This is a genomic window from Agrobacterium albertimagni AOL15 (assembly GCF_000300855.1).
GTDB lineage: Bacteria > Pseudomonadota > Alphaproteobacteria > Rhizobiales > Rhizobiaceae > Allorhizobium > Allorhizobium albertimagni.
On sequence record NZ_ALJF01000002.1, the window covers coordinates 465,667 to 478,774 of the forward strand.

11 protein-coding genes and 1 pseudogene are annotated in these 13,108 nt (G+C 57.4%); 1 reads left to right on the forward strand and 11 read right to left on the reverse strand.

Going from position 1 to position 13,108, the window contains the following annotated elements:
* Window positions 1–13 precede the first annotated feature (13 nt).
* The 5 genes from pstB to QWE_RS24325 form a co-directional block, all read right to left on the reverse strand.
* A complete protein-coding gene (pstB, locus tag QWE_RS03035) occupies window positions 14–850 on the reverse strand; it encodes a phosphate ABC transporter ATP-binding protein PstB (RefSeq protein WP_006724602.1) in 837 nt (278 codons plus the stop codon).
* A 29-nt stretch (window positions 851–879) separates the two neighbouring features.
* The gene (gene pstA, locus QWE_RS03040; protein ID WP_006724603.1) at window positions 880–1,830 is read right to left on the reverse strand and encodes a phosphate ABC transporter permease PstA; all 951 of its coding nucleotides are present in this window, start codon (window positions 1,828–1,830) and stop codon (window positions 880–882) included.
* A 1-nt stretch (window position 1,831) separates the two neighbouring features.
* Window positions 1,832–2,683, reverse strand: a complete 852-nt coding sequence (gene pstC, locus QWE_RS03045) for a phosphate ABC transporter permease subunit PstC (protein ID WP_240532492.1) — start codon at window positions 2,681–2,683, stop codon at window positions 1,832–1,834.
* Between the two features lie 140 nt (window positions 2,684–2,823).
* Complete coding sequence (locus tag QWE_RS03050; RefSeq protein ID WP_040299328.1) at window positions 2,824–3,810, reverse strand: PstS family phosphate ABC transporter substrate-binding protein; 987 nt, start codon at window positions 3,808–3,810, stop codon at window positions 2,824–2,826.
* Window positions 3,811–4,316: 506 nt separating this feature from the next.
* Entirely contained in the window at window positions 4,317–6,662 is a 2,346-nt protein-coding gene (locus tag QWE_RS24325; protein ID WP_006724606.1) for a methyl-accepting chemotaxis protein, read from the reverse strand.
* A 493-nt stretch (window positions 6,663–7,155) separates the two neighbouring features.
* Here QWE_RS24325 and QWE_RS03060 point away from each other — a divergent pair.
* Window positions 7,156–8,247, forward strand: a pseudogene (locus QWE_RS03060) (IS5 family transposase).
* Window positions 8,248–8,290: 43 nt separating this feature from the next.
* On the opposite strand, the gene QWE_RS26010 reads toward QWE_RS03060, so the two are convergent.
* The 6 genes from QWE_RS26010 to trbK-alt are packed head-to-tail and all read right to left on the reverse strand — an operon-like array spanning window position 8,291 to window position 13,103.
* Window positions 8,291–8,488, reverse strand: a complete 198-nt coding sequence (locus QWE_RS26010) for a DUF2274 domain-containing protein (protein ID WP_006724608.1) — start codon at window positions 8,486–8,488, stop codon at window positions 8,291–8,293.
* Window positions 8,485–9,678: a TraB/TrbI/VirB10 family type IV secretion system protein gene (locus QWE_RS03070; RefSeq protein WP_006724609.1), complete on the reverse strand. Its 1,194-nt coding sequence runs from the start codon at window positions 9,676–9,678 to the stop codon at window positions 8,485–8,487. Before QWE_RS03070 ends, QWE_RS26010 begins: the two co-directional genes overlap by 4 nt.
* Before the next feature lie 23 nt (window positions 9,679–9,701).
* A complete protein-coding gene (gene trbG, locus QWE_RS03075) occupies window positions 9,702–10,742 on the reverse strand; it encodes a P-type conjugative transfer protein TrbG (protein WP_006724610.1) in 1,041 nt (346 codons plus the stop codon).
* Window positions 10,739–11,428: a conjugal transfer protein TrbF gene (gene trbF, locus QWE_RS03080; protein WP_006724611.1), complete on the reverse strand. Its 690-nt coding sequence runs from the start codon at window positions 11,426–11,428 to the stop codon at window positions 10,739–10,741. Before trbF ends, trbG begins: the two co-directional genes overlap by 4 nt.
* Window positions 11,428–12,819 carry a P-type conjugative transfer protein TrbL gene (gene trbL, locus QWE_RS03085; RefSeq protein ID WP_006724612.1) on the reverse strand — a complete coding sequence of 464 codons (1,392 nt, stop codon included), beginning with the start codon at window positions 12,817–12,819 and terminating at the stop codon, window positions 11,428–11,430. The genes trbF and trbL overlap by 1 nt, the downstream gene beginning before the upstream one ends.
* Window positions 12,816–13,103, reverse strand: a complete 288-nt coding sequence (trbK-alt, locus tag QWE_RS03090) for a putative entry exclusion protein TrbK-alt (RefSeq protein ID WP_006724613.1) — start codon at window positions 13,101–13,103, stop codon at window positions 12,816–12,818. The genes trbL and trbK-alt overlap by 4 nt, the downstream gene beginning before the upstream one ends.
* Window positions 13,104–13,108 lie beyond the last annotated feature (5 nt).

The window sequence follows — 13,108 nt, forward strand, 5'->3', positions numbered from 1 at the left end:
AGTGAGGAACGTCTCACCCATATCGACCAGTAATATACTGCTCTGTCTGCGGATGAGCGGGACGCGAAAAGACTTGATCCGTTGGTCCAAATTCAATCAACTGCCCCAAATACATGAAGGCCGTTCGGCTAGAAATTCTGGCCGCTTGCTGCATGTTGTGCGTTACAATCACTATTGTGATCTCTCTACCGAGCTCGGCTAGCAAATCCTCGATCTTCGACGTTGCGATTGGATCTAGTGCCGACGTCGGCTCATCAAGCAGAAGGATCTCAGGATTCGGTGCCAGTGCGCGGGCGATACACAAGCGCTGCTGTTGCCCGCCCGACATGTCGTATGCCGACCGATGCAATCTGTCCTTCACTTCATCCCAGATGGCTGCCCTACGAAGCGCAACTTCAACCGCCTCGTCTATAACCTTTCGATTATTGACACCTCGGACGCGCAATCCTGCAGCGACGTTCTCATATATGGACTTGGGGAACGGATTGGGTTTCTGAAAGACCATTCCGATACGCAGACGCACCATCACCGGGTCGGTTCCAGATCCCACCAAATTCTGCCCATCAGGGAAGAGGGAAATCTTCCCTGAATACCTATTTCCGGGATACAGATCATGCATACGATTGAAGCATCGAAGCAGCGTGGATTTGCCGCAACCAGACGGCCCGATCATCGACGTGATCTGTCGATCCAGAATCGGCATATTTATGTTTTTCAACGCCTGAGTACCGTCTGCGTAGAAGAAACTCATATCCTCGACGATGGCTCGCAACGGTTCGACCTCGGCAGCCGGAGGAAGAGGTGGCGCGTACTCCACTAGCAATTCAGGGTCAGTCAAATTGGTATTCATTTTATTCTCCAGCACCATCGTGCAGCGTGTCAGTTGCGCATCTGCTTGCGAAGCCGATAGCGAATCCAGATAGCAATCCCGTTGAGCGAGAAGGTCAGCGTCATCAACACAACGCCTGTGGCGGCGGCGTTCACATGGAACGCAGCCTGGGGACGAGAAATCCAGTTGAACATTTGGATTGGCAGAACAGTAAAGCCTTCGAACAGCCAATCGAAACTTATGAAGGGGAATGTCCCGGTGATTGGGCTACCTGGCAAAAACGCGATAAATGTAAGCGCTCCGATCGTTATGATTGGCGCCGTTTCACCAATGGCACGTGATAGGCCAACAATTGCTCCTGTCATGATCCCGGGTCTCGCTGCAGGGATAATGTAGTTCCACATGACCTGCCATTTGTCGGCTCCGAGACCATAGGCCCCTTCTTTGACAATCTTCGGAATAGATCGTACCGCCTCACGTGTGGAAACAATGACGACCGGAAGAATGAGGAGAGCTAGCGTCATACCAGCCACGACGATGGTCTTACCTAGGTCGAGCCCGTAGACGAAGAAACCTAAAGCTAGAAGCCCATAGATGATCGATGGGACGCCCGCCAGATTTGCGACATTGATCTCAATGATATTTGAGATCCAATTTTTTGGAGCGTATTCTTCTAGATAAACACCCGCCATGACGCCTAGAGGCACAGCGAGAAATGCCGTTACCAGCATCACGAGAATAGATCCTACCCAGGCCGATAGGATACCTGCATTCTCAGCTCGCCTTGAAGGGTAAGAGGTGAGGAAATCGTAGTCGACACGTCCGACACCCCGGATTACGAGGTCGCCGATCAATGCAACCAAAAGGCCCATCGATACGACCATTACAAACACGCCCATTCCCGCGACGAAAAGATCGCGTCGTTTTGCACTGTTGATTGCAGCAACTGCCTGAAGTGTCGAAGCTTCAGCAGCAGTTAAGCCACTACTGGTCACCGCCATATCAGTAAACCTCACGGAATCGCTTGCGCAGATAGAAACCTGCAACGTTGAAACTGAGTGTCAGCAGAAACAACACAAGTCCTGTTGAAAATATTGTCGAATAGGCCAGCGATCCATGAGGAAGGTCGCCCAAGCTCATTTGCACAATATAGGCCGTGATTGTCGCGGCCCCTTCGCGAGGGTCAAATGTCAGATTGGGGTTCTGCCCACCGGCGATCGCCAACACCATGGTCTCACCCACAGCACGGGACATCCCCAGAATATAGGCGGCTGTGATGCCTGAGAAAGCGCCCGGAATGACCACGCGAAATGCAACCTGCCAGCGCGCCATGCCAAGAGCATAGGCCCCCTCGCGAAGCCCGTTGGGAACGGCCCGCATAGCATCCTCTGATACAGAGACAACATAAGGCAGGATCATGATGCCGATGATGATTGACGGTACCAACAAGTTGATTCCGTTCAGTCCAGGAATGAAATTCTGTAGAAAGGGAGTCATCACGAGAAGTGCGAAATAGCCAAACACCACAGTTGGCACTGCCTCAAGCATTTCGAGTGCGGGTTTGATCGTCTCGCGCACCGAGTTCGGGGCATACTCTGACAAGTAGACCGCCATTATCGTCCCGAGAGGGATTGCGATTATCAAAGCGAGCGTCGCCACCTCAATTGTCGCAACAAGCAGTGGCAAGATGCCGAAACGAGCATCGGTGAAGACTGGTGTCCAGACTGTGCCTGTCAGGAATTCGACGATAGGAACAGTTTGAAAGAAGACCCAGCTTTCACTTACTAAAATGACGACGATTGACGTTGTCACGAAGACAGACAGAGCCGCACTCAGGAACATGACGACACGCATTACGTTTCCGAGCAATCGCCGCCGCATGACGAAGCCCGAGGCTTCGAGCTCGCTCGCTGTGGGAATTGAGTCACTTGCCATGAGATCCAACCGTTGACATATGTGGGGCGACCAATCGGCCGCCCCATCCGATGATTGCCTTATTCAGAAGCGAGCAGATCTTCGATCGACACGCCGACCTTTGAACCACCCTCGAAGAAGGTGCCCGTCTTGCGAGCGGCAACCTTAGCCTTGCCAAGGTCGAACGCATTGGCCGGCAGCGGCACGTAGCCAACTTCGGAAACAAGTTCGACGCCATGCTTCGGGTCCATCATGAAATCGGCATAAGCCTGAACTTCAGGACGGTCGAGCGCATCCTTCTTCACATACATGAACAGCGGACGGGCCAGCGGCTGATAGGTACCATCGCCAGCGCTCTGAATCGACGGCTCCACGCAGGTCCCATCTTCCTGCCTGATTGCGACCGCCTTCACCTTGTCGCGATTTTCTTCAAGATATGCGAGGCCGAGGAAGCCGATGGCATCCTTGTCACCAGCGACACCATTGATAGTGATGTTATCGTCTTCGGTCGCAGTGTAGTCGCCACGCGACTCATGCTCGGTCCCGTTGATGGCGAGGGTAAAGTAGTCATAGGTGCCAGAGTCAGTGCCCGCACCAAAGAGGCGCAAAGGCGCGTCCGGGAACTCTGCGTTCACCTGGTTCCAGTTGTTGACCTTGCCCTGAGCAGGAACTTCCCACATTGTTTTCAACTCAGCAGGCGACATGCAGGCCGCCCATTCATTGCCCGGGTTTACGATGACAGCGAGACCGTCCATCGCGACTGGCAGTTCGATGTACTCGATCTTGTTTTCTTTGCAGAGTTCGATTTCTTCACCACGGATCGGGCGCGATGCACCCGTGATATCTGTTTCACCTCGGCAGAACTTCTTGAAGCCACCGCCGGTGCCAGAAAGCCCAACGGTTACTCGGGTGCCCGAAGTGCTCTGAAATTCTTCAGCATAGGCTTCCGAAATCGGGAACACTGTAGACGAGCCATCTACAGTGACCGTCGCCTGCTGAGCGGAAGCCTGAAGTGCAACTGCGGATACAGCAGAAGCTAGAGCTAGAATAAGGGTGGTGCGGATCATGGCAAACTCCTCATGAATGTCTTTTCCAGAGACTTTGGTCTCGGAGCCATGACTAGGTGCCGCACATGACAGAAACATATCATTGACATGACAGTTCAATGACAATGGCGTCGTCATCACCCTTGGTGTTGGGCCCGGATTGGGAGCTCTTCCAAGTGCATTCGGTGTGGGGATCCGCCCGAAAACGATCTGATCGTTTGGACAAAATCAGGCGCCGGCAGAATTCGGCCTCAGCAAGGAGTTGAGTTCACATATCTTTAGCGCGGCCAGCCGCTCGGTCCTGCAAAAGATGCAACTGCGAAAGCAGAATCATCGAGAATTGTGGGCCGTACTTACCCTTTCGGTAAGAGGTTGCCCCCCTCGTGCCAGGATCCATAAATCCGACATGGATTATCGTCATGAGGAGAGCAATCGGCAATGAAAACAATTGGGTGGCCAACCGCTCTAAACTATCCGGTCTAAGGCAGCTGGGCTGACCACGAGGCGGTCAGCCCAAAGGCAAAATGTTACGCTGCTTGAGCATTTTTCCTCTGAATTCGCGACGACCGGTCGGAATTTAACAAGTTCCGCTCTAGGGAAAAATGCTGGATTAGAGTTGCCAGGTGATTAGCCTCTTCGGACAACTTGTGGGTCGCGGCATTGGCTTCCTCCACCATTGCCGCGTTTTGCTGCGTGACCTGGTCCATCTGGTGCACCGCGGTGCTGACTTCAACGATGCCCGTTGACTGCTCACGTGTCGCCGTCGCGATCGCGGACATGTGATCGCTGATCTTCACGACATGGGACTGAATCTGACCCAGAGCCGCGCCCGTTTCTTGAACGAGTCCAACGCCCGCCGAAACCTCGGTATCGGACTTCGCGATCAGCCGCTTAATGTCCTTCGCCGCGCTCGCGGCGCGCTGCGCCAATTCCCGCACTTCCTGGGCGACAACCGCAAAGCCTTTACCCGATTCGCCTGCACGAGCCGCTTCCACTCCCGCGTTGAGGGCGAGCAGATTTGTCTGGAAGGCAATCTCGTCGATAACGTTCGTGATGTGACCGATCTCAGTCGATGCTTGCTCGATACGTCCCATGGCTTCAATTGCTTCACTCACGACCACGGAGGAACGCTCGGCGCTCTGCCTTGCGTCGGCAACGAACGTGTTTGCTTCTTGTGCCCGGTCGCTGGACATTCGCACCGCAGTCGTAATCTCTTCAAGCGCGGCAGCGGTTTCTTCTAGCGAAGCGGCCTGCTGTTCCGTTCGCTTGGAAAGGTCATTCGTTGCCGAACGTAGTTCGCTTGAATTGCCGGTGATCATGTCCGACGCTGAGCTTACCTGAGCCAATGTTGACTGCAGTGTCGCCATCGCATCATTTGTGTTCTTCTGCAACTCCGCAAAAGCACCTTGGAACTGGCCCCGCATGCTGGCCGTCAGATCGCCTTCCGCCAGAGCGGCAATTACCCGCCGCGTCTCGGCAACACCTATGTCAACGCTGGCGAGAAGCTGGTTGACGCTTTGCGCAAAGCGGTTGAGGTCCGCATTTTCGTAATCTTGCTCAATCCTCCGGCTGAAATCGCCGGCCACGGCGGCGGTTACAACGGAGCTGATACTCGACTGAAGATCCGCGCTTCGATTGCGGAGTGCCGTTTCCTGTTCATTGAGGGAGCGCATCGCGAGACCGTTGGTCTTGAACACTTCGACAGCGCCAGCCATCAGACCGAGCTCGTCGCCGCGATCCTTGTACGGGACGTCCGAATTCAGATCGCCGGAGGCAAGCGTGGTCATGCATTCGGTCAGTCTTGCGATGCGTCCGGTGATGCCGGTCACCATGTAAACAATGAAAGCACCCAGTAATGTTACTGCCAGTACAGCGATGATGGCAGCCGTCCAGAACATCCTGTACATCGGACCCAGCAGTTCAGCCGCTTCCTGCTCCACCACGATCGTCCACTGCGAGTCGTAGAAGGGCATGGAGACTCCGAGCATCTCCTTGCCGGTCGGGCCGGTATAGAAGCCCATGGCCTCGCGACACCCGGTCTCGCAATAGCCGTTGGTCAGATACTTCCCGCTGCTCGAACAGACCACGCCGGCCGTCATCAACGTGAGCTGCCAGGGCTCGCGACTTCCCTCATGCTTCATCATCGCATCGGGAATGACGCGCGAATCGGTAATCATCACATTGTCTTTGTTGACGATATAGTAGTCGAAGGTCTTTCCGACACCCGCAAGGTAAAAGGCACCGGCGTCGCCTTCCAGGTTGCCGATCTCGCCATCGACAATGTTCGTCAGCATCTTCGCGTTCGCATGAATGTGAACGACACCGCTTTGGCTACGCCCGGCGAAGGTCAGATTGTATTTGCCGGCATCGTCGCGCCAGACGTCGGAATGTCCGGGTGTCGTATCGATGACCCTCGAGAAACTTGTGCCTATGCGTGAGGCATCTGAGGATGCAACGATCTGACCGTCGACGACGTGATCGATGTAGTTGTAAACCTCGGTCGCAGCGATCGGACGCTTGCCCGATTTTACCTCATCCTTGAAGGGGTGCTGCTCAATGTCGAAAACGTCTGTCTGGACGATACGCGCAAAGTGCTGAGACAACATCTGAGAGTCAGCTTGGTCGGCCAGCCCTGCAAGTTGAACGGCCTGCTTCTCGTTTTGTCCAAGGAAGCGGATGACGCCCTGTTGCTTGGCGTCGATAAAATTCATCAGGCCACCGAGCGAGGTCGCGACCTCCTGCCTGTAGAAGTTGTAGGCGAAGTACCCGCCAAGGGCCGCCAGCAGTGGAACAACCATGAAAAAGAGGACGAAGAGTCGCGTGCGAATACTCTCGAAGAAATTTATGCGTCCTGCTGAATACTGATTTGTCATATTGATTCCCGCCTCTCGAAGATTATCTGAAATTTAGACAGACGCGATTAAGGATCACTGAAGATTGACAACGGTCAGTTGTGGGGATCCTGTGGCACAGAAAAACATGAAATTTTACACAATTATGGCATGGCTGAAGAGGTGCCTGAACAGTGAGCGTTCTTGCCACCAGTAATGGCCCCACCCTTATCCGGGCCATTACAGGCCGTTCACTTCGTGCCACGACCATATGAGAGCGCAACAGGAAACTTGCCATCCTGATTGCGATCGGCCAGCATATTGCTCATGAACGGATATGAACCCACAACCACCGCATGCATATCGGCTTATCAATCTGATTATCCATCAGAATATGCTCTGTCGTGAGTTTGGAGACAAGTCTGCATCAGAGGCACAGGTGTACGACACTCGCCCGCTGGACCCCTCTAAAAACCTCCCCCTTTTCGGCAAATCATGATTCACTCCGACATGCGTGATTTGGCGGGAGCGGATGATGCGGGGACAGCCTGGTTTCTTCGATCTGGACGAGCGTTACGAACGGCTGAGCGCCGTGGGCGATCCGCTCGAGAAGCTGAACGGCATCATCCCGTGGCCGGTGTTCGAGAAGCCGCTGGCCAAGGCGCTGAAGCGATCGGATGGGTCAAAGGGCGGGCGTCCGCCGTTTCCGGCGGTGCTGATGTTCAAGATCCTGGTGCTCCAGGCGCTCTATAATCTCTCCGACGACCAGGCCGAGTTCGTCATCCAGGACCGGCTTTCGTTTATTCGGTTCCTGGGGCTCGGCCTTTCCGACAAGGTGCCGGACGCCAAGACGATCTGGCTGTTTCGCGAAAGTCTCGTGCGAGCCGGTGCCATCGACAATCTGTTCGCTCGCTTCGACAAACATCTCTCGCGGTCCGGGTATCTGGCCAAGGGCGGGCAGATCGTCGATGCGACAATCATCCAGGCTCCGAGGCAGCGCAATAATCAAGAAGAGAAAGACGCGATCAAAGCCGGTGAGATACCGCAGGACTGGAAGGAGAAGCCCGCCAAGCTTGCCCAGAAGGATCGCGATGCGCGTTGGACGGTGAAGTATTCCAAGGCTAAGCAGCCGACGGAAACGCCGGCATCAGCGCCAACGAAGACCCATGACATCGCCATTCCGATGTTTGGTTACAAAAATCACGCGGGCATCGACCGGGCACATGGCTTCATCCGGGGATGGACGGTGACAAGTGCGAGCGCCCATGACGGTGCCCAACTCCGGAATGTCGTGACCAAGGACAATACCGCCTCAACGGTCTGAGCCGACAGCGCCTACCGATCCAAGACGAACGAGGAGTGGCTGATAAAGAATGGCCTGAAGTCAGACATCCACCAGCGAAAGCCGAAGGGCAAGCCAATGCCGGAAACGACGTCGCGGGCAAACGGGCGACGATCCAAGACTTGGCTCTTCCAATCCCGATGGTCCTGATGAAGAGCTTCATTTTGTCCTTCTGCCTTGCAAAGACATGCTCGACAGCGGATCAAGGTGAAGATCGGCATGGCTAATATCGCCTACAACATGCTCCGATACGTCTTCCACGAAGGTCGCCATGCCACCGCATGACGACGGCCGCCCCGCAAGGGGCGGGAATGCCAATACAGACAGTTCAAATATCATCACCGAAAGCGGCGGTAGGCTCAGATCGCCCCGTCAACGCAGGAAATCGGGGTAAATCGAGGTGTCCAGCTGTATGCGCGAGTATGGCGGCATAGGCCTGCAAGTCCCTGAACACTGTCGTTGGAAGCTCGACCGTAATCTTGACGGGGCGGTCGTCGGGAATAGCGGAGAGCCTGAGTTTCGTCATGTCGGTTCCTTCTCCGCTCCGTAGGGTTTCATCACCAGATCGCGGTTGACGATAACACGGACCGGAAAACCCGGCCGGATCGTCAGAGTCGGCTGAATGTTGAGTTGGCGACCAACGATCTGCTGGCCGATGTCGGAGGCGCTGTCCCGGGCGCTCTCGCGGATTGCGCGGACGATGTCGCTTTCGTCATCGGCCGAGAGTTCCGTGCCGATACCGAGCAGCGTCGAAAGCGCTGCGGCTTTGAACAACTGTCCCCAGTGATAGCCGACTTCATCCTCGAGTCCAGAGAACCCTTGCGTATCCGCGCCCTGCAGACGCTCCAGCACGATGGATGAGCCGTCCGGCATGATAAGGCGGTTCCAGACGAGCAGCACACGGCTCTGCCCGAACGCGACCTGGCTGTCGTACTGACCGATCAAGCGTGCGCCTTGCGGAATGAGGAGATACGAGCCGGTCGGGCTGTCATAGACATGTTCCGTCACCTGCGCGGTGATCTGGCCGGGCAGATCGGATTTGATGCCGGTAATCAGGGCCGCAGGAATGATAGTACCCGCCTGCACGACATAGGGAGACAACTTCTCCTGCACGCGACCGGCACTGACGGTGCGCCGATCTGTTTCGCCATTGACGAAAGCAAGCTTGCGGTCCTGCATATTCTGCGCGGACCCGGCGTCCAGCGGCGCCGGTTCGGACGGAATCGGCATGCCGGTGGCGGGATCGACGCCAGAAGCGGGTGTAGTTGCCGAAGGGATTGTCTGCCCTCCCATCGTGCGCTCCCCACGACTGTCAGTGAACAGCTTTGCCAGACGGGCGGACTCGATCTCGGCAAGACGGCGCTGCTCCTCGGGATCGACGCGCGGTGTCTGGATGCTGGGTGTGACGATAGGCTTGCCCGCCTCCTGCGCCCGAAGGATGGGACGGCCGAGGTCCCCCGGTAGCGCCGGGCCCAGCTTCGGAATGGTGGTGTAATCTCTCGGCAGGCCGGCCAGGCCATCGGCTGGTGTCGTGTTGTCGACATTATAGAGCTCCGTCGCGGACTGGTTGCCGCGCCGGTTGGTGTCGAGCGCCCAGAACAGTGCCGCCGCAATGGCGATAATGGTCACGCCGCCGAGACCAATCAGCACCTTGCGAGACAGCCGCGTAACGCGCCGCGGCTCGGGCCGCAGCCGCAGTTCCGCCTGAAGGCCCATGTCTGATGATTTTGCAGACCCTGTCATCGGCTGCGCTCCGAGGAGAACAGCGCGGTCCGCTTCGCAGCTGTTCGACCATCGGTGCGGACGATGCGAACACGCTTCTGGCTGTCCTTGTCGCCAAGCCTCAATTCGGCAGCTGCGAACAGCCGATCGACGACATAGTAATTCTGCCGCGCACGATAGTTGACCAATTCGGAATTACCGGACGGTCCGATCACGAACAGTGGCGGCATTTCGCCCTGCCCGATGCCGGAGGGGAATTCGATGTAGACCTTGGCTCCGTCATCGAAGGCCCGCATTGGCCGCCAGGGTGCTGGATCGCCCTCGATGCGGTACCGGAAGTTCAGTTTCGAGATATCGATGCCGGTTGCAACGGCTTGTGTCTCTGCCGCCCTCACATTCTGCCGTCGCAGCGCGATCAACTGGTCCTGCGGATATTGCCATGAGACCGATGCCATGTAGGTCGAAGGGGTGGACCGCAGTTCCAGATGGTAGGTACGCCGGTCGGTGTTGATGACCAAATTGGTCTGAAGATCGGGCCGCGTCGGCTTCACCAGGATATGCACCTGCTTTGAAGCCGCCGTGCCGCTTTCAGTATCGCCGATGATCCAGCGCACGGTGTCGCCGGCTGCCACTGGCCCCGTGCCAACAAGCTGCTCACCAGGTTGAAGGGCGATGTCGGTCACCTGCCCCGGAGCGGCATAGACCTGATAGAGCGCGCCGCCGGAGAAAGGATAGACCTGCACGGCGTTGATGAAGCCGTCACGAACCGGCTGGATGCGGGCAGCTTCGTTGGCCTGCATAATCCGGGCCTTCGGATCGACAGGTTCTGCCTTCGACTTCTCTCCTTCGACCGGCTTCAATTGCCCGAGCAAAGGCAGGGGTTTGGGCAGTTCGACCACCTTTACCGGCCCAACCGGATCGACGGTCAGCAAAGCGGGCGCCGCATCGTCGTAATCGATCTCGGGCGGAATGTATTTTTTCGCGCAGCCGGCAAGCGCCGATGTGGATATTAGCGTTGCCAGCAGCAGCGATGCACTTTTCCTGTATGCCCCCTTCATTGCGAAAGCTCCTTCGACCAGTTGATTGCGTTGACGTAGACGCCGAGTGGATTGGCGCGCAGCTTGTCAGTGGTGCGCGGCGGCTGGACCACGACGGTCAGGATGGCGGTCCAGCGTTCGGTGGTGGAAAGCTGGCCGTTTTCGAACTGCCGTTCGGTCCAGGCGATGCGGAAACTGTCTGGGGATGCCCGGATAACGCTGGAGATCTCAACGGCAATCTGGTTCTTGCCGACCTTCGTGAACGGGTCATTGGCACGCGCGTAATCGTTCAGCGCAATCGCCCCGCGATCAGTGGTGAATTCGTAGGCGCGAAGCCAGTTCTGTCGCACGATGACTGGGTCGGCCGGAATGCTGCGAACCTGCTCGATAAAACGGGCGAGATGCCATGCGATCTGTGGATCGGTTGGCCGATAGTCGGTCACGGCAGAGGCAACGGCCTGCGCCTCGCCGAACTTGTCTATCTGCACCACCCATGGCACGACGGTCCCACGCGTCGATTGCCAGACCAGGGCGGACGCAAAACCTCCAGCCAGAAACAGAGACCCGAAGGCCATCAGCCGCCAGTTTTTCGCCTGCACGCGAGCGGAGCCTATGCGCTCGTCCCAGACCTGCGCTGCCTTCTGGTAGCGGGTTTCGGGTTCCGGGGTGCGTGCGTAGCGCACGGAAGGTCGTCTGAAGATGTTCATCAACGGTCATCCTGATTGAGAGAGACGGACATGGAGCCGCCGCTGTGATCGGCGGAGCGGACCGTATGGGCAGCCGTGCTGACACCGTGACTGACGGTGCTGCTTCGCTTCATGCGCTGTGCCCACTCGGGCGGCGTCGAGGGTGAGATGACGGAGCCGGACACGGCAGCGGAACTTGCGGACCACGAACCGGCAAAGGAGGAATCGTTGGCGGCATCTGACATGCCGACGCCGACCTCGTTCTTGCCGCCTGTCGCCTTCCATGCGCCTGCCTGTCCGGAGCGATAGCTGGAGCGCATGGATTGGGATGCGCCGGAGACCATGGCCCTGCCCTTGTACATGGCGAGACCTGCGGCTGCTTTTGCGACACCGGCAAGGCCGGCAGCTCCACCGCCAGTCCCTGTCGATCCCACGGTTGCGTCACCAAGACCGTAGGCGGTCCTGGCGCCGCCCGCGAGTGTGGCCCCTCCCCTTGCCGCTCCGCCGGCAGCACTTGTTGCAGCTCCCAGTCCCGCCTTGGCACCCATATAGCCGGCGGCTCCGATACCGGCCGCAGCAAGGCCGGTCCCGACGGCAGCACCCGCGCCGAGTTGCGGCGCGCCGGACACCAGGCCCGAGGCGATACCTGGACCGAAGATTGAAAGGCCCATCAGCGAAAGAGCGCCGAGCACCAGCGACAGCGCCTCGGTGATGGTCGGCTGTTCAGAGAAACCGGATGTGAACTCGTCGAACAGGCCAGAGCCGATGCCGACGATCACGGCCAGCACAAGTATCTTGACGCCGGAGGCGACGATGTTTCCAAGCACCTTTTCGGCAAGGAAGGAGGTTCTATTGAACAGTGCGAAGGGGATCAGGACGAAGCCTGCGAGCGTCGTCAGCTTGAACTCGATCAGCGTGACAAAGATCTGGATGGCGAGAATGAAAAAGGCGACGAGGACGATGATCCAGGCGACCATCAGCACAAAGATCTGCACGAAATTCTCGAAGAAGGCGATGTAGCCCATCAACTCGCCGGCGGCCTCGAGGATGGGATTGCCCGCGTCAATGCCGACCTGGGCGACGCGGCCGGGCTGCAACAGTTCCGTAGCTGAGAGGCTGTTGCCACCGGCCTTGAGGCCGAGCCCGGAAAAGCTCTCGAAGACGATTCCGGCGAGCCGGTTGAAGTTGCCGATAATGAAGGCAAAGAAACCGATATAGAGGGTCTTCTTCACCAGTCGCTGCAGCACGTCCTCATCCGCGCCCCATGCCCAGAACAGACCAGCCAGCACGATATCGATGACGATCAGCGTCGAGGTAAGGAAAGCCACTTCGCCGCCGAGCAGGCCGAAGCCACTATCGATGTAGGCGGTGAAGGTCGCGAGAAAACGATCGATGATAGCGGTATTGTTCATGGCGACGGCACCTCACCGGTTTTCGGCGCGACCGGCCGATCGGTTGCGAAGAAGCGGCGGCGATTCTCCGCCCAGACCTTCCGACAGGCAGCGTCATCAGCAGCGGCTACTCCAAGGTCGCGGCAGCGCAAGAGCACGGCGTTGACAGGGCCGCCACCCGGACGCCCGATACTGAGAGCTTTTGCATCGGTTGCGTCTTCTTCCTGCAGGGCCACAATTGCGGCGGTCAGCCCTGCACCAAGTGCGAACACGGCAAGTATCCGGGCGGCGATCTTCAGGTCCATTGTCT